Annotated in this window: 13 protein-coding genes and 1 other RNA gene; 4 read left to right on the top strand and 10 right to left on the bottom strand. The window is 41.0% G+C overall.

Features of this window, described 5'->3' with window-relative positions:
* Positions 1 to 72: 72 nt before the first annotated feature.
* From I6F47_RS16015 to I6F47_RS16005, 3 genes are all read right to left on the bottom strand, one after another.
* Entirely contained in the window at positions 73 to 1,599 is a 1,527-nt protein-coding gene (locus I6F47_RS16015) for an acetyl-CoA hydrolase/transferase family protein (protein WP_197184179.1), read from the bottom strand.
* Positions 1,600 to 1,896: 297 nt separating this feature from the next.
* An RNA gene (ffs, locus tag I6F47_RS16010) (signal recognition particle sRNA small type) lies at positions 1,897 to 1,993 on the bottom strand.
* Between the two features lie 139 nt (positions 1,994 to 2,132).
* The gene (locus I6F47_RS16005; protein WP_101164364.1) at positions 2,133 to 3,008 is read right to left on the bottom strand and encodes a DUF3014 domain-containing protein; all 876 of its coding nucleotides are present in this window, start codon (positions 3,006 to 3,008) and stop codon (positions 2,133 to 2,135) included.
* A 239-nt stretch (positions 3,009 to 3,247) separates the two neighbouring features.
* On the opposite strand from I6F47_RS16005, the gene I6F47_RS16000 reads away from it, so the two are divergent.
* Positions 3,248 to 4,393 carry a patatin-like phospholipase family protein gene (locus tag I6F47_RS16000; protein ID WP_007584072.1) on the top strand — a complete coding sequence of 382 codons (1,146 nt, stop codon included), beginning with the start codon at positions 3,248 to 3,250 and terminating at the stop codon, positions 4,391 to 4,393.
* Between the two features lie 28 nt (positions 4,394 to 4,421).
* On the opposite strand, the gene I6F47_RS15995 is transcribed toward I6F47_RS16000, so the two are convergent.
* Positions 4,422 to 6,395, bottom strand: coding sequence for a monovalent cation:proton antiporter-2 (CPA2) family protein (locus I6F47_RS15995; RefSeq protein ID WP_121954035.1), 1,974 nt, complete (start codon positions 6,393 to 6,395; stop codon positions 4,422 to 4,424).
* Positions 6,396 to 6,528: 133 nt separating this feature from the next.
* On the opposite strand from I6F47_RS15995, the gene I6F47_RS15990 reads away from it, so the two are divergent.
* Positions 6,529 to 7,425 carry a GGDEF domain-containing protein gene (locus tag I6F47_RS15990; protein ID WP_197184178.1) on the top strand — a complete coding sequence of 299 codons (897 nt, stop codon included), beginning with the start codon at positions 6,529 to 6,531 and terminating at the stop codon, positions 7,423 to 7,425.
* Between the two features lie 29 nt (positions 7,426 to 7,454).
* On the opposite strand, the gene I6F47_RS15985 is transcribed toward I6F47_RS15990, so the two are convergent.
* The 6 genes from I6F47_RS15985 to lpxB all read right to left on the bottom strand — a co-directional run bounded on the left by I6F47_RS15985 (position 7,455) and on the right by lpxB (position 15,412).
* Complete coding sequence (locus I6F47_RS15985) at positions 7,455 to 7,808, bottom strand: hypothetical protein (protein ID WP_007581020.1); 354 nt, start codon at positions 7,806 to 7,808, stop codon at positions 7,455 to 7,457.
* Positions 7,809 to 9,113: a tRNA lysidine(34) synthetase TilS gene (tilS, locus tag I6F47_RS15980; protein WP_165735658.1), complete on the bottom strand. Its 1,305-nt coding sequence runs from the start codon at positions 9,111 to 9,113 to the stop codon at positions 7,809 to 7,811. It abuts the gene before it with no gap.
* Between the two features lie 82 nt (positions 9,114 to 9,195).
* Positions 9,196 to 10,152: an acetyl-CoA carboxylase carboxyl transferase subunit alpha gene (gene accA / locus I6F47_RS15975; protein ID WP_007581016.1), complete on the bottom strand. Its 957-nt coding sequence runs from the start codon at positions 10,150 to 10,152 to the stop codon at positions 9,196 to 9,198.
* A gap of 16 nt (positions 10,153 to 10,168) precedes the next feature.
* Positions 10,169 to 13,660: a DNA polymerase III subunit alpha gene (gene dnaE, locus I6F47_RS15970; RefSeq protein WP_007581014.1), complete on the bottom strand. Its 3,492-nt coding sequence runs from the start codon at positions 13,658 to 13,660 to the stop codon at positions 10,169 to 10,171.
* A gap of 2 nt (positions 13,661 to 13,662) precedes the next feature.
* The gene (gene rnhB, locus I6F47_RS15965; RefSeq protein ID WP_010553737.1) at positions 13,663 to 14,265 is read right to left on the bottom strand and encodes a ribonuclease HII; all 603 of its coding nucleotides are present in this window, start codon (positions 14,263 to 14,265) and stop codon (positions 13,663 to 13,665) included.
* Entirely contained in the window at positions 14,255 to 15,412 is a 1,158-nt protein-coding gene (lpxB, locus tag I6F47_RS15960; RefSeq protein WP_165735657.1) for a lipid-A-disaccharide synthase, read from the bottom strand. Before lpxB ends, rnhB begins: the two co-directional genes overlap by 11 nt.
* A gap of 301 nt (positions 15,413 to 15,713) precedes the next feature.
* Between lpxB and I6F47_RS15955 the strand changes: the two genes are divergently transcribed.
* Entirely contained in the window at positions 15,714 to 17,297 is a 1,584-nt protein-coding gene (locus tag I6F47_RS15955; RefSeq protein WP_010553739.1) for a cytochrome ubiquinol oxidase subunit I, read from the top strand.
* Complete coding sequence (gene cydB / locus I6F47_RS15950; protein ID WP_024592782.1) at positions 17,294 to 18,433, top strand: cytochrome d ubiquinol oxidase subunit II; 1,140 nt, start codon at positions 17,294 to 17,296, stop codon at positions 18,431 to 18,433. The genes I6F47_RS15955 and cydB overlap by 4 nt, the downstream gene beginning before the upstream one ends.
* Position 18,434 lies beyond the last annotated feature (1 nt).

Raw genomic sequence — 18,434 nt, 5'->3', positions numbered from 1 at the left:
ATTGAGCTGACACTAGTGCGGTTCAAAAGTAAGTATAAAACTAACTAATTCAATATTAATAAACTAAAATGCTTATGCTGACAGTTGCACTGGAGCATCTGCTGCAGATACTTTTTTCATGCTGCCTTGTTGTTCAAGGCGAATATGCCAACTAAACGCTTCTTCAAGTAAATGAGGGGTATGCCCACCACGCTCACAAGCGCGCTCATAATAGTCTAACATCGCTTCGCGATATTCTGGGTGCACACAATGCTTAATAACTTGTACAGCACGCTCACGCGGTGCTAAACCGCGTAAATCAGCTAAACCTTGCTCAGTTACTAATATATCAACATCATGCTCGTTATGATCAACGTGGCTCGCCATAGGCACTACGCTTGAAATAGCGCCATTTTTAGCAATCGATTTAGTCACAAATATTGCTAAATGAGCATTACGAGCAAAATCACCAGAGCCACCAATACCATTCATCATTCGTGTGCCACACACATGTGTTGAATTTACGTTGCCATACATATCAAACTCAAGCGCGGTGTTTATTGCAATAATCCCTAAACGGCGCACTATTTCAGGATGGTTAGAAATTTCTTGAGGGCGTAACACTAGCTTGTCTTTGTATTGCTCTAAGTTATTAAATACTTGCGCATTACAACGCTCAGACAACACAATTGAGCTGCCCGATGCAAAACTAAGCTTACCTGCGTCAATTAGGTCAAACGTCGAATCTTGTAGTACTTCAGAGTACATTGTTAGGTCTTTAAAGTCAGAGTCGAGTAGTCCCATCATTACAGCATTAGCAATGTTACCAATGCCTGCTTGTAGCGGACCTAAATTAGCTGGCAATTTATTTTGAGCCACTTCGTCTTTAAAAAAGTTAACTAAATGGCGCGCAATAGCGGCGGTGTCTTCATCAGGGTCGGTAACGGTAGAAAACGAGTCGCTTTGGTTAGTAAAAACAATACCAACAATTTTTGCAGGATCGATAGGAATTGCAGTACTACCAATTCGGTCATCCACTTTAACTAACGGCATTGGTTGGCGAGTAGGACGATAAGATGGAATGTATATGTCATGCAAACCTTCAAGATTCGGGTTATGCAGCATATTAATTTCAACGATTACTTCTTTGGCAAAAATAGCAAAACTCGCTGAATTACCTACCGATGTAGTTGGCACAATATGCCCTTCTTCGGTAATGGCAACGGCTTCAATAACAGCCACATCAGGCATGGTTAATTGATGGTTACGTAAATGCTCAACCGTTTCAGATAAATGCTGATCAATAAACATAACTTCGCCGTTATTAATCGCTTTACGTAAAGTGCTATCTACTTGAAAAGGCATACGACGCGCTAAAATGCCCGCTTCTGTTAATAGCTTGTCGAGATCATTACCTAATGACGCACCCGTCATTAAATTTATTTTGATTGGATTTTTTTTGACTTGCTCAATTAATGCTCTGGGTACTGCTTTAGCTTCTCCGGCGCGAGTGAAACCACTCATCCCTACAGTCATTCCATCTTTAATAAATTGGCTTGCTTGTTCTGCCGGCATCACCTTGTCATGCAGGTTACTATTGCGAATACGTTCCAAGTGCATACTGAGCTCCTCTCTAAATTTGACATTATTCTAATCCTAACTTCGTACTACACAATCTAGACTTAAGTCGTATTTACGAATCGAGGATGAGCAACATGTTTAAAAGGGAGGTTAATTTACTTTTAATTAATACTATCATGTAGTTATTAGTAATATTTTTAACAAAAATGACATAACAATCTATAAAGTAATTTATAAAGTAATCTATAAATAAATAGTATTATTTAATTAGAGGAATTATTTTTGAGGAATTAAGTTTATTAGTTCAAACACCCAAATGAGGAATTTGGGTGGCAGTCTTACCAGCCACATCTCGGCACACACGTCACAAACTGTGGCTGCTCCCTTCCGGGCCTGACCAGGTTCGCCTGCTAGTGTTGCGAGAGGACCAATAAGACTACCATTGAGGGCCTTGGTTGGCGCGGGAGGGATTATCTCTACTTTTGCTCTGTTATTCAAGGGATAATCTAAAAAGAAAGTGCGATTGCATACTTCATATACAATCGCGGCGTATTTAGCTATTTTAGTGCGTATTAATTGTTCTCTAACTGCGCTTTTATATTACGTAATGCTGCTTTTACTTTTTTCATGTTTTCTGGACCCATACGTAAAAGCTGTTTTTGTGCATCTGGTAATTGCTCCCACTCCGAAAACGCATACTGGTACGTTACTGAATCACGAAGTAACGGCAAGTCACCTTCAGGCTCTGGCGTATCAAGTAATAAATCGATTGCATCGGTTAGCGTTTGATTAAATTCGTCATCGCCGTAACCAATTTCACTGTATGCATTATTAATAAGTGGCTTGTACTCTTCGTACATGCGAACGGCTTGCGCTGCACTCATACTGGTAAATATTTTCACATACGGTGTATAACGCTCGTAGCTGTTAGGGTTAATCGTTAAGATATCACCTTCATTCACGCTAAATTTTTCTTCTGGCTGTACAACAGGCATGTGTTTTTTAGCTATTTTTCCTTTTGCTAAGTTATCTACATATACCACACCACGACGAATAACATCGTCGGTCACCATTAAGCTCATTACTGAGTCGCTTAGGTACTCGTCCATTTTAGCAACAACAACTGCATCACTTTCGTTAAGCGTTGGTAGTGGCTCTACTTCTGGCACAGGCTCACTTGGACTTTGTGCTGGTACTTCAAGCTCTGCTGGCTTTTCTGGATTTACAGACGGCGCATCTACCACGGGGTCGTTCTCGGGTTTAAGCTCCATCATAGGTTGTTCTTTAACTGTGGGCTCTACCTCAGTGCGTGTTGCTTGCTCGTCACTGGGTGTTAGCAATACGAAGGCGGCCGCACATGCTACGACTATTAAAATAATAACGGCGAAAAGAATATTGTTATTAGGTGGACGTTTTTGAACATCTGATGCTTCTGGTTTATCTGACATACGAACTCCATAAAAATTAAAATGCGATATCACTTAGAGTACGCTAAGTGGATTAAATTCATTCTTACACAAATACTATTACATTTTATAATACGGCAATTATAGCAAAGTAAGTTAAGTACTAAATTGGGTGATTAAACAATGTAATAAGTATTAGGGCAGTTATCCTTTGATTCTTCTAGCTTAAAGACTTACAGTTAATAAATAAAGTAAAGACGTAGAACAGTTTAACCACCAATATGAAAATCAAGCAAGTTGATCCACAAAAACCTAAAATTGCCTTATTACTCACAGGTGGTGGCGCACGTGCTGCTTATCAAGTGGGTGTTCTTAAAGCGCTAGCTCATAGTATGCCTCGTACCGCTCCATTGCCATTTAGAGTAATAAATGGCACCTCTGCTGGGGCTATTAACTCAGCTGCGTTAGCATGTTACGCCTCCTGTGCGCATTTGGCTGTACGAAAGCTTGAATCAGTTTGGAAAAACTTTTCAACCTCTATGGTCTATAAAAGTGATTTTTTAAGCGTATTTGGTCATATTGCGCGTAATATTTTAACGAGCTTTCAGTCAGAACATATTAACCATCCACCAGCGAGCTTGCTAAACAACCGCCCTCTGCGTGGTTTATTAAACGAAATTTTAGATTTACACCGCATTGAGCGCAATTTACATCGTAATTATTTAGATGCGCTGTCTATTACGGCCTCAAGTTATACAACGGGCGACTCTGTTGCATTTTTTCAATCTAATACGCAAACATCATGGCAGCGTGCTAAACGCGAAGGCCGTGCAACTCGTATTAATGTTGAGCACTTAATGGCATCGAGTGCCATCCCTATGGTGTTTCCAAGTGTAAATATTTATAACCATTACTTTGGGGATGGCTCTATACATCAACTTTCTCCGCTGAGTCCGTCGATTCATTTAGGCGCTGAAAAAATATTTATTATTGGGGTCGACCAACCCAAAGAATTACACCCACCGGGTTACTCGCCACATTATCCGGGTCTATCTGCTGTTGCAGGGCATTTACTCGACAGTGTATTTACCGACACTATGCAATCGGATTTAGAGCGTTTGGCTCGTGTTAACCGAACATTAGGGCTATTACCCGCTCGCGACAAACATCAAGAACTTAAACAAATAGATACCTTTGTCATTAACCCTTCGCAAAACTTTAACGCAATTGCAGCGCAGTATTACGACGATATGCCATGGGCCATTAAAGTATTGCTACGTACCATAGGTGTAAAAAAGCATTCGCAATCGAGTTTAACCAGTTACCTATTGTTTGAAAAACGCTACACCCAGCATTTAATGCAAATTGGCTACGAAGATGGTATGGCGCAGCTGCCTAAGATGCGTGAATTTTTAGAGTTAGATTAATCTTTCAGAGTTAGATTAATCTAAGTCACTATTCGATTCCGTCGAGCAGGTAGTGCTCTACCCGCTCAACACGCCTTGGTTTACCTTGTAATACTAAAACGTCATTAGCCAATAATGTTGTTTGCGCTGATGGCGTATCTATTTCGGCTCCTTCTCTGCGCAGTGCTTTTACGAGTACTCGCCGCTTTTCTAAATTAAGATCTTCAATTGTTTTACCCACGGCATAAGCTTGCTGAGGTAGCGCTACAACATGTAAGTATTCTAATCGTTCACTTGAGGCATCTTCGCTATCTTTAAAATACCCTGCGTAAAAGCTTTGCATTAACGGATAACGATTACGACGTTCTTTACTTACTCTACGCACAATACGCGTCATCGGTACGCCCGACATAGACAACACATGCGACACGAGCATTAAGCTCGCCTCTAACGACTCAGGCACTACTTCGGTTACGCCTAGCCCTTTTAAATAATCTAACTGGCTATCGTCACGAGTACGAATAAGTATTTTAACGTTGGGCGCTATTTGTTTTATGGTATCAATAACAACTTGTGCGTGATCAAGCTCTGTAAAAGTAATAATAACCAAGCGAGCTCGCTCTACTCCTGCGCACTTTAAAATATCTTTTTGTTTAACATAGCCAAATATAACAGGCTCACCTGCCGCTTTGCCTTCTTGTACTAAAATTGGGTTACTTTCAATGGCAACGTAGTCTATTGCTTCGGGCTTTAAAAAACGCGCTATAGTTTGCCCAACACGCGAAAAACCACAAATAACAACATGGTCACTATAAAGTGTACTACTTTGTGGCTCACTCTCCAGCGCTAAACTAGGGCGATCGAGTATACCCAAACGCTTCAAAATAAATGGCGTTTTATCAATCAAAAATGGTGTAAATGCCATTGATAACACACCAAGGGCAATTAAAAATGAAGCTTGCTCTGAGTTTAGTAGCTGATGCTGGCCAGCAAGTGCGATAAGTACAAAACCAAACTCCCCCATTTGCCACAGCATAATGCCACAGGCGAGTGAATCTTGGTTTCGCTCATGCATTAGCCGCGCACTAAGTGCTACTACTGTAATTTTTAATACGAGTAACCCAAGCAATGCGCCAATAATTATTACTATATGCGCCAGTACAAATAAAATATCCAACTGCATACCCACAGTTACAAAAAACAGTCCCATTAAAATATCGCGAAATGGACGTATATCGGCCTCTAACTGATGCCTGTAATGGCTCTCACCTAACATCATTCCCGCTAAAAAAGCGCCCAATGCCATAGACAAGCCAAACATATACGTTAAAAAGCCCGCAAATAAGGCGACTAATATAGTGGTAAGCACAAACAACTCATCGGTTCGTACTTGCGCTATTTCTTTAAACACAATGGGCAATACCCATTTACCAATTGCCCAAAGAAGCACGCATACAAATGCGCCCTTACTTAGGGCAAACGCTAAAGCCCAGCCAATACTTTGAGAGTCGCTTGATGCAAATAAAGGAAGTATTATTAATAGAGGAACAACAGCAATATCTTGAAAAAGCAGTACACCAACGGCCAATTGCCCACGGCGCTGATTAAGCTCACCCGTTTCCTTTAATAGCTTAACCACTACAGCCGTAGAAGAAAGCGCCATAATTGTACCAATGGTAAAACTGGTGAGTAGGGAAAAGTCTAAACAATATAAAATAATAATGAAGAGTAAGCTGGTTATACCTACTTGTAACGAGCCCAGCCCAAATACTAGGCTTCGCATTGCCATTAGCCGCGAAATAGAAAATTCTAACCCCAAACTAAATAACAAAAACACAATTCCAAGCTCTGCTACAAACTCTATTTCATGAGATTGCGCTAACCAACCAATACCATGACTACCGGCTAAAACCCCCGTTGCTAGGTACGCCAAAATAGGCGGCAAGCCAATGCGTTTAAAAAACCACACAAAAAGAACTGCTGCCACTAGCAAGCCAAAAATTTGAACGTTAATACTCTGCAAATTCGGCCTCACGCGTCAATTAAACCAAGGGACTTACTTTAAATATAGCAACCTTCTGTTTTTCAGCCAGTTTTAAAATATGGCACAAAAATCGCTTAGTAATTGCAAAGTAACACCCTCGGGGGAGAATTTAATGGAAAACGTCCATATTTTGACGCAGCGTGTGTCTGGTCGCGGTGATTTTTTGCCGTTTTCGGCTGAGCATTCGCCAACAAATGAAATAACAGAAACACATAAACTCGTTACAGAGCTACAAACTAGCTTAGTGATTGAGGATGTTTTAGCTATATACGCAAAATTTACAAAACAATTGTTAAATTTCTCTGGTTTACAGTTTCAGTCAACACTAGGAACTACACAAACATCACAGAGTGATACAAATAGTACACCCTATATTTTTGATTTGACGATTGGTAAAGAACACTTAGGGCAGCTAATTTATTTTAGTAAATTCCCGCTTGGTCAAGCCATTGAGAAAAAGCTACATACTTTGCATACTGCGCTGGTTTATCCACTTCGTAATGCAATGATGTATAGCCGAGTACTAAAGCTTGCCACAAAGGATGCATTAACCGGCTTAAATAACCGTAGTCAGTTTAATGACTTTTTACTGCAAAAGCTTGAAAACTGCCGTCGTTACCAGCGTCCATTTAGTTTAATGCTGCTTGATTTAGATAATTTTAAACAAGTTAACGACAACTTTGGCCATAAAATTGGTGACGATACACTTAAAGAGTTTTCAAAAGTACTGTGTAGCAGCATACGCGGCACCGATTCGGTATTTAGATTTGGTGGTGATGAGTTTGCTTTACTTATTGAAGACCCTGAGTTTACAACGAATAAAGTGATTGCTGAGCGGATAATGTGCTTAGTAAGAAAATCGCCTCTAATGTCTAAGTATAAAGTAACAACCAGTATTGGTTTTACTTTAGCTAACAGCCAAGACAGCGAAACTGAAATATTTGCTCGCGCCGATAAAGGTTTATACAAAGCAAAAGCATCTGGTAGAAACTGCGCAAAAGCCTATTAGTCTTTACTTAACTGCATTAAATAAAAAGCCTAGCTTCCCCCGCTAGGCTTTGCACTTACCAATTTATAAATAAACAACGCGGCACAAAAACCAAAAAAGAATCCGCTAATTAAATTAAGTAATGCGGTAATAGTAGCAAGCGGTGTAAATAATACTAAAAGCAGTGGCAGGCTCACGCCTAAAATAAAAAACAATCCACCTTTACCTAACCAATAAGCTAATAAAAGCACTGCAGATACAATTCCACCCGCAACTGCATAACCTAGCGTAACTATATTTAGCTCAAGTAAAATATTAGCAATAATAGCTATAACGGCCGTTATTAGCATACCCATTGGCGCTTTAGTAACTAACGACAAACCAACATGCGGCTGTTTACTCATTTATTTACACTCCCAAAAAATACCATTTTCATCAATATGTTTAGCACTTATAAAATAACCAACCACTTGAACTAATTCATCATTATAAAAAATAAGCGGCACACTGGCGCGAAGCCAGGGCGCTATTTTTGCATCTTTAAACCAATGCTTAACTGTATTACTACCAGGCTTTTTAAGTGGTTTAATGCGTGCGCTATTGCAATCAAAGCGCACTACTACTTGCTCATTAGCGTGTGGAGGTCTTACTCCGCAACCGGTGCTTTTAATTAATAAGCGCCCGTCTGCCAGTTTTAGCTGTGAATGATTCAGCTCAATATCTGTTAATACTTCACTTGGTGTTACAAAATACAAATAACCTTGATGACGACGTATTTGCCCATCGAGCAAATCAATACGCATTTGTGCATCGTTTTTTGCGCGCATTGCTTGATTAATAATTTGCTCAAGCTGCTTTTGCGATGGCATCACTTGTGTAAATAGTGCAAGCCACGCACGTACTATATTTGCAATGCGCGCTGCGCTGTACTCGCTTATTTTGCTAATGCACAGTGCTTGATGCTCGTTAATACACTTATTTAAATCAAGCTGGGTATATTCATCAAGTAGAGTTTGCTGTTGCTGTAGTAGTTCAATGCTTCGTGCAGTGCATTGTTCAAACCCATTAAAGCGCTCAGCTAACACGGGTACTATTTTTGATCGTAAAAAATTACGGTCAAAGCTTTCATCTGTATTAGAGTCATCGGTTATGTGGTTAATATTAAACTGCGCTGCAAACGCTTCTATATCGCTGCGAGCTACATTTAGTAATGGTCTAAAACATATACGCCCACTTTGCAGCAAGCGCTCTTTATACATAGAACCAAGCCCTTTTAAACCTGAGCCACGCTTTAAGCGCAATAAAAACGTTTCTACTTGGTCGCTTAAGTGTTGGCCCAGTAAAATAATGCTGCCTTGTGGGCTTAGTTCATCAAGTGCTTTATAACGGGCGTCGCGTGCTTGGGCTTCAAGACTTGTGCGCGACTGCGGCTCAATAACAACTTTCGCAGCTTCAAAAGGCACATTAAGCTCAATGCATACGTTTTTGCAAAAGTGTTGCCAGTCATCAGCATACTGGCTCAAACCATGGTGAACATAAATAGCCGATACATTAATTGCAGGGTTATCTTCTTTTAAAGTGCGCATTAAATGCAACAGCACCACAGAATCAACGCCACCAGAAAGCGCCACTGTAAAAGCGGTGTTACCTTGCTCAATATAGCTATTTAATGATTTTTTTAATTGCTGATAAATTGCTGATGTATACATATGGGCGCACTTTTATATAAAAACTCTGAACATTTTAAAGCAAAAAAGCCGCATAAGCGGCTTTTTTTAACATTTAATGTGTTTAGCAATAACCAAACGACATTAAACGTTTATAACGTTGATCAAGCATTTCTTCAAGCGTAAGCGCTTGTAGGTCTGCTAAGTCACGTTTAAGGCGAACTTTTAAGTTACGTGCCATAGCATCGTAATTGCGGTGCGCGCCACCTAGAGGTTCATCAATTAAGTTACTGATTAAATCTAGTTCTTTAACTCGCTCTGCGGTTACACCCATTGCTTCTGCTGCAAGTGGTGCTTTGTCGGCGCTTTTCCAAAGAATAGACGCACAACCTTCAGGAGAAATTACAGAGTAAGTGCTGTATTGCAACATGTTAACTCTGTCGCCAACACCAATCGCTAATGCACCACCTGAACCGCCTTCACCGATAACCGTACATATTGTCGGCACTTTAAGTGTCGCCATTACTTTTAAGTTACGCGCGATTGCTTCAGATTGACCACGTTCTTCAGCGCCAACACCTGGGTATGCACCCGGCGTGTCGATAAAAGTCATAATTGGCATTTTAAAACGCTCAGCCATTTCCATTAAGCGTAATGCTTTACGGTAACCTTCTGGCTTTGGCATACCAAAGTTGCGTTTAATTTTTTCAGCAGTGTCACGGCCTTTTTGTTGGCCAATAACCATGACTGGTTCGCCATCTAAACGCGCAACGCCTCCTAAAATAGCCGGATCGTTAGCAAAAGTACGATCGCCAGCAAACTCGTCAAATTCCGTGAAAATGCGCTCGATATAATCTCGAGTGTAAGGACGCAACGGATGACGTGCTAACTGTGATACTTGCCAAGCGCCTAAATTAGAAAAAATCTCCTGTTTTTGTTTGGCACTTTTTTCTTTTAATTTGCTGACTTCCTCTTCTAACTCAAGGTCTAATTCGCCAGCGCGGCTTATATTTTGTAATTCTTCAATTTTTGCTTCTAATTCTGCAATTGGAAGCTCAAAATCAAGATAATTGAGGCTCATGCTCTAAACTACCTAATCAGTTAAATTCTAGTTCTACATCTTGCGCAGCCATTAGTGATAACTTATGAATTAAGTCGTCACTTGGCGTAACACACCATTCGATCCCAAGAGTTAATTGCGCCAACGCATCTGGACGTTGGTAATAAACCTTGATCGGACACGTTCCCATTTTATAGGGTTCGAGTACTTTTTGTAATTTATCGAAGAAACCTGCCTCGACTTGCACCATGTTCAGCGTCATTTTAATCGCTTTAATACGCTTTTCACGCGCTTGAGCAATGGTGTTTATTTCTCTGGCGGTCATTGTAATACCACCGGAGAAGTTATCAAAGCTGACCTGTCCAGATATTACCAAGATATTGTTAACTTGGAGCATATCTTGGTACTTTTCAAACTCGTCTGAATACAAGCGTACATCAATCCGTGCACTCTTGTCATCTAAAGTTACTAAGGCCCAACGATTTCCTTTTTTGTTAATTAATACCCTAGAAGCAATCACCAAACCTGCGGCTGTTGCAAATACATCGCGGTTCGTTGGCTGTAAATCAACTATTTTTCCGCTGGTATAATGCCTAAGTTCGCGGCGGTACTGATTTATCGGATGCCCAGTTAAATAAAGGCCTAGGGTTTCTTTTTCACCATCTAACCATTCGTTATCAGTTAGGCCTGTGGCTTTAATAAAGGCTTGTTCTACTTCATCAGGCTCAGTGGCTAATAAACCAAACAAATCACTTTGCCCTAATAGCTCAGCTTTGTTGTGTTGGTCGGCTGCCCGCATTGCACTTTTTAAACTCGCTAGTAATGTAGCACGGCCAGCTTGGGTTTTTTCTGGCCCTAAATTATCTAGTGCACCTGAATAAATTAATTTTTCGGTCACGCGTTTATTTAAGCGTTTTAAATCAACTCGGGCACAAAAATCAAATAAATCTTTAAATGGGCCCCCTTTTGCACGCGCTTCTAATATTGCATCAACCGGTGCTTCACCTACGCCTTTTATCGCGCCAATGCCGTAAACAATCTCGCCTTGCAAGTTTACTGTAAACTTAAACTCACCTGCATTCACATCTGGCGGCAATAAGGTGAGCTTCATGTTTTCACATTCATCCACCAAAATAACGATTTTGTCGGTGTTATCCATATCAGCCGACATTACCGCAGCCATAAACTCTGCAGGATGATGCGTTTTCATCCACAGCGTTTGATACGAAACAAGTGCATACGCCGCCGAGTGAGATTTATTAAAACCGTAACCTGCGAACTTTTCTACCAAGTCGAAGATTTTTATTGCGAGTTCGCCGTCAATGCCGTTATTTCTTGCGCCATCTTCAAACGTTGAACGCTGCTTTGCCATTTCTTCGGGTTTTTTCTTACCCATTGCACGACGCAGCATGTCGGCACCACCTAGCGTGTAACCTGCTAGTACTTGCGCAATTTGCATTACTTGTTCTTGATACAAAATAATGCCGTACGTTGGATCAAGTATTGGTTTTAAGCTTTCGTGCTGATACTGCGCATCTGGGTATGAGATTTCTTCGCGGCCCAGTTTTCGGTCGATAAAGTTATCTACCATGCCTGATTGCAGCGGACCTGGTCGGAACAAGGCCACGAGTGCAATCATATCTTCAAAGCAGTCGGGCTTAAGTCGGCGTACTAAGTCTTTCATACCGCGCGACTCTAGCTGGAATACAGCAGTCGTTTCAGCGCGAAGTAGCAACTCAATACTTTTTTTATCATCCAGTGGGATGGTATTTATATCAACGAGGTCTTTACCTTGGCGCTCCATGCGCACATTGGTCATTTCGACCGCCCACTGCAATATAGTCAGTGTACGTAAACCCAAGAAATCGAACTTAACTAAGCCTGCAGTTTCTACGTCGTTTTTATCAAATTGCGTTACCGGAAACTTACCTTCGTCATCGCAATAAAGCGCGGCAAAGTCGGTAATAGTGGTTGGCGATATTACTACGCCACCCGCATGTTTACCGGCGTTACGTGTACACCCTTCTAGGATGCGACACATGTCGATTAAATCTTTTACTTCGTTATCGCCATCGTAGGCTTCTTGCAAGCGCGGCTCTATATCAAACGCTTTAGCAAGTGTCATCCCAGGATCGCCTGGAATCATTTTTGAAATACGATCAACAAACCCGTAAGGGTGCCCAAGCACTCGCCCTACATCGCGTATTACCGCTTTTGCAGCCATGGTACCAAAGGTAATAATTTGCGATACCGCATTTCGCCCATACAAAGCCGACACGTGATCAATTACTTCGTCTCGTCTATCCATACAAAAATCGACGTCGAAATCGGGCATTGATACACGTTCTGGATTCAAAAATCGTTCAAAAAGCAAATCGAATTCAAGTGGATCCAAATCGGTAATTTTAAGTGCGTATGCAACTAACGAACCTGCACCTGAACCACGACCAGGCCCAACCGGAATATTGTTATCTTTACTCCACTGAATAAACTCCATTACGATTAAGAAGTAACCTGGGAATCCCATTTGGTTAATTACGCCAAGCTCTATATCAAGTCGCTCATCGTATTCAACGCGTTTTACTTTTCGCTCTTCTTCGTCGGGGAATAAAAACTGTAATCGCTCTTCAAGACCGTCTTCTGATACTTTAACTAAAAACTCATCAATCTTAAGTGAGCCAGTTGGGTAATCAGGTAAAAAGTAAGTCCCTAGCTGAACCGTTACATTACAACGTTTAGCTATTTCTACGGTGTTTTGTAGCGCCTCTGGTATATCGCTAAACAGCTCAGCCATTTGCTCTGATGTTTTTAGGTATTGTTCTTCAGAGAACCGTTTAGGTCTGCGTTTATCGTCAAGCGTGTAGCCGTCAAAAATAGCAACGCGAATTTCGTGCGCTTCAAAGTTTTCAGGCTTTAAAAACACTACTTCGTTGGTCGCTACAACAGGTAACTGCTCTTTGGTAGCAAGCTCTACCGCCATGTGTAAGTAGTCTTCTTCAAGCGGTCGGTTAGTGCGAACAAGCTCAAGGTAGTAGTTATCGCTGAAATGTTGCTTATAAAAGCTAATTACCGACTCAATAACACTTGGATTATTTTTTAGTAACGCTTTACCTAAGTCACCATCTTTAGCGCCCGAGAGAATAATTAAGCCCGTTTTATGCTCCACCAGCCATTCTCGGTCAATCACTGGGCGATGAAACACATGCCCACGTTGATACGCTTTAGATATTAATAAGGTAATATTTTTATAGCCGTCGTTGTCTTTGGCTAATATGGTTAAGCGGCTTGGCTCGTCAGGAAATTCTGGGCTACGAACCCAAAAGTCAGCACCCACAATAGGCTTAATACCGGCGTTATGTGTTGCGCCATAAAAACGCACTAAGCCACAAAAGTTCATTTGATCGGTAATCGCAATAGCGGGCATTTGCAGCTCTTGTGCTTTAGCGACTATCGGCTTTGTTTTAGCGAGGCCGTCAACCATCGAAAAATCTGAATGAACTCTTAAATGAACAAAATCAGGAGCAGCCATGCTTAACCCTCACCATTGGCTTGCGCCAATACACGCTGCACAGGTTTAAAGCTTTTACGATGCTCATCAATCGCGCCGTACTGCTCAAGCGCTGCAAAATGTGCTTTTGTTGGATACCCTTTGTGCCCTGCAAAGCCATATTCAGGGTGGCGTTTATCAAGCTCAATCATTTCGTCATCGCGTGCTACTTTAGCTAAAATAGACGCCGCTGAAATTTCTGCCACTAAGCTATCGCCTTTAACAATAGCTTGCGCGGGCATAGTGAGTTTAGGTAAGCGGTTACCATCTATAAATACAAATTCAGGTTGCGTACTTAATGCCTCTACTGCACGGGTCATGGCAAGCATAGTCGCGTGCAGAATATTTAACTCATCAATTTCTGTTGGATTGCAGCGCCCATAGGCATAACACAATGCTTTTTCTTTTATTTCAATCGCAAGCGCTTGGCGTTTTTTATCTGTTAATTTTTTAGAATCCGCTAAGCCAGCAATTGGTTTAGTGGGATCTAAAATGACGGCAGCAGTAACTACATCACCAACAAGCGGGCCGCGCCCTACTTCGTCTACACCGGCAATTAAGGATACATTAGGTCTATCAATTTGCATTTATTAACTCCGCCACAGCATTCGCTGCTTGTTCGCTGGCATTTAATCTAATTTTTTCGTGAATAGCTAAAAAGCGTGCTTTTAGCTCTTTGTTATCTGTATTAAGCATCGGGGTAAGCGCATTGGTTAAATTAGCCACATTACACTCACTTTGTAAAAACTCAGGCACTAGCTCTTCGTCTGCTAATAAGTTAGGCAACGAAAAATACTTAATATTAAACGTAAATAAAGTTTTAAATATCCAATAGCTCAACGGCTTTATTTTATAACCGACTACCATTGGCTTTTTATAAAGCATGCCTTCGAGTGTTGCAGTGCCCGACGCTAATAAAATAGCATCAGCAGCTTGCATCGCTAATTTTGATTGTCCATCCAGCAGGTTAACATTAAGGTTTGGCGCGGTAGCGTTTAAAATAGCAGTAAACTGCGCTTTGCGTTTTTCGTTAACCAATGGCACCACAACTTTAAGATTGGGATTTTTAGCTTGCAACTCTGCAGCTGTTTTAATGTAAGTTTCGCTTAGTAAACCAACTTCTGAGCCTCGACTACCAGGTAGCAGCGCCAGTACTTTGTCATCAAGGCTTAAGCCGAGTTCTGCACGTGCTTTAGTATCGTCGTGCTCAAGCGCTATATCGTCAGCCAAGGTATGTCCTACAAATGTACATGGCACTTGGTGTTTATCGTAAAACTCTTTTTCAAATGGCAGTAACGCAAGCACTAAGTTAGTGGCTGCACTTATTGTATGTATACGCTTTTCGCGCCACGCCCAAACAGATGGACTTACATACTGTACTGTTTTAATGCCCGCATCTTTAAGTGGCTTTTCAACGCGTAAGTTAAAATCGGGTGCATCAATACCAATAAATACATCAGGTGGGTTATCTACAAAATGCTGCACGAGTTGTTTACGTATTTTAAGCAAACGCGGCAAACGCCCTAGCACCTCAACAAGCCCCATTACCGAAAGCTCATCCATGTCGTAAAGTGTTTTACAGCCCTGCGCTTGCATTTTAGGTCCTGCTATTCCTTCAAAAATAGCGTCCGGAAAATGTTTTTTAAGGGCTTTAATTAAACCTTCACCTAAAATATCGCCCGACAGTTCACCTGCCACAATACCAATACGTAGTTGTTTTTTATCTTTATTCATTTGATTTTATTTCACAAGTAAACCAGGCGTTCATGCTTGTTAGTTTACCGTGTTTTACTGTTTGGTTAAACGCTTTAAATAACTGGTTTTTTATCACGTAAGTTAAGGCTTTATGTTGTTTGTTTTTAATACTGATGTAGCATAGGAAATATATATTAAGTTTTACTAATATGTATGTTGACAAAAATTGCACAAAAGTAAATACTATTACAAACTTTCAGTAATTACTGAAAGTTCATTAAACCTTAACTTTGCCAATTAAATGTTGCCCTGTTAATCCGTCACTCTCAAGGAGCCAATAATGATAGATGAAACCTTTGTGGATCTATCGCGATTACAGTTTGCTGTTACCGCTCTCTTTCATTTCTTATTCGTACCGTTAACGATAGGTATGACCTGGATTTTAGTTATTATGGAATCGGTTTATGTTATGACCGGTCGCGAAATTTATCGTGATATGACTAAGTTTTGGGGAAAATTGTTTGGTATTAACTTTGCAATTGGTGTGGCGACAGGCCTTACCATGGAATTTGAGTTTGGTACTAACTGGTCTTATTACTCCCATTACGTAGGTGATGTTTTTGGTGCTCCCCTTGCTATTGAAGGTTTAATGGCATTCTTTTTAGAATCGACCTTTGTAGGTATGTTCTTTTTAGGCTGGGACAGACTCTCTAAACGCCAACATTTAGGTGCAACCTTTTTAATGGCCATTGGTACCAACATGTCGGCGCTGTGGATTTTAATAGCCAACGGCTGGATGCAAAACCCAGTAGGTGCTGAATTTAACTATCAAACCATGCGCATGGAAATGACCAGCTTTGCAGAGCTTGTGTTTAACCCTGTAGCACAAGTTAAGTTTATTCATACCGTATCGGCAGGTTATGTAGCTGCATCTATGTTTGTACTGGGCATAAGTAGTTGGTACATATTAAAAGGCCGTGATTTAGCGTTTGCTAAACGTTCTTTTTCGGTCGCATCGGGCTTTGGTTTAGCATCAATTTTATGTGTAATTTTACTCGGTGACGAATCAGGCTACGAGGTAGGTGAAGTTCAAAAAGTAAAACTTGCCACGATTGAAGCTGAATGGCATACAGAAGAGGCTCCGGCTGCGTTTACCGCATTTGGTTTTCCTGATTCAGAAGAGCAAGTAACACATGCTGCGGTTAAAATACCTTACGCACTTGGGTTAATTGCTACGCGCTCGCTCGATGAACAAGTAACGGGTATTAACGACCTAGAAAAACAACACGAAGTACGTATTCGCAACGGTATGATTGCTTATGAATACCTTACAAAACTTAGAAACGGTGAAGATACGCCAGAAAATGTTGCTAAGTTTAATACCCTAAAAGATGATTTAGGTTATGGCTTGCTACTTAAGCGCTACACACCTGATGTTGTAGATGCTACCGAGGAGCACATTCAAAAAGCGGTTAAAGACTCTTTCCCTAAAGTAGGCCCTATGTTTTGGTCATTTAGGATTATGGTTGCCTGTGGTGTAGCCATGTTGGGTGTATTTATATTGGCATTTTACTACAACGCACATCGCGTTATTGAGCAAAAACGCTGGTTGTTATGGGCTGCCGTATTGAGCATTCCACTACCTTGGATAGCGATTGAATTTGGCTGGATAGTTGCTGAGTATGGACGTCAACCTTGGGCTATATCTGAAATACTGCCGACTTTTTTAGCCACGTCGTCACTAACAGTAAACGATATTTTAATTAGCTTAACTGGATTTATTGTTTTCTATACTGGTTTAGCCATTGTTGAAGGTTGGTTGATGATCCGCTTTGTTAAGCAAGGACCAAGCTCGCTACATACTGGTAAATATCATTTTGAATTGCCAAATAAAACTGATCAAACTGAAGGAGAGCAATCATGATTTTTGATTATGAAACATTAAAAATGCTTTGGTGGTTGATCATTGGTGTGCTGCTTATTGGCTTTGCTATTACCGATGGCATGGATATGGGCGTTGCTATGTTGCTTCGCCTCGTTGGTAAAACAGATTCAGAGCGCCGCACAGTAATAAACACAATTGGCCCGCATTGGGATGGTAACCAAGTATGGTTTATAACTGCAGGCGGCGCGTTATTTGCGGCGTGGCCTATGGTTTATGCAGCTGCATTTTCGGGCTTTTACTTTGCCATGATGCTAGTACTCTTTGCTTTGTTTTTTAGACCACTTGGGTTTGATTACCGCAGTAAAGTAGACTCAAAACGCTGGCGCAATAACTGGGATTGGGGCTTGCTTGCAGGCAGCGCAATTCCAGCATTAGTTTTTGGTGTTGCTTTTGGTAACTTATTTTTAGGCGTACCGTTTAATATTGATAACTTAATGCGTGTTAGCTACCAAGGTTCATTTTTTGGTTTACTTAACCCGTTTGGGTTACTTGCTGGTTTAGTCAGTATTACTATGTTGGTTGCTCATGCGGGGATGTGGTTGCAGCTTCGTACAGCTGATGCAGTAGCAGAACGCTCAGGGCAATATGGTCGTTATTCACTGATTGTGTTTATTATACTGTTTGCAGGCGCTGGTTTTTGGGTTGCTAATTTAACGGGTTACCAAATTGTATCTATGCCTGATACACAAAGCCATGCAGATCCATTAGCTAAAGTAGTAACAACAGCCCAAGGCGCGTGGCTTAGCAATTACAGTGAACGCCCATGGACTATGACCTTTCCTATTTTAGCGTTTGTAATGGCACTAAGTGCGCTATTGTTTTCTAAATTAAACAAACCAGCACTTGGACTTATTTCAACAAGCTTAATGTTAATTGGCGTGATTATGACGGCCGGTGTTTCACTGTTCCCATTTATTATGCCATCAAGCAACAATCCAAATATTAGCTTAACAATTTGGGATGCGGTATCGAGCCATAAAACGCTCAATGTAATGTTTGTTGCAGTGTGTATTTTTGTCCCACTTATTTTAACTTACACCACCTGGTGTTATGTAAAAATGTGGCGCAGAGTAACGGTTGAAGAAATTGAAAACAACACTCACGGTAGCTACTAAG

It is taken from the genome of Pseudoalteromonas sp. NZS37 (assembly GCF_015864265.1).
Taxonomy (GTDB): Bacteria; Pseudomonadota; Gammaproteobacteria; order Enterobacterales; family Alteromonadaceae; genus Pseudoalteromonas; species Pseudoalteromonas arctica.
This window is presented reverse-complemented; position numbering and strand designations above follow the sequence as displayed.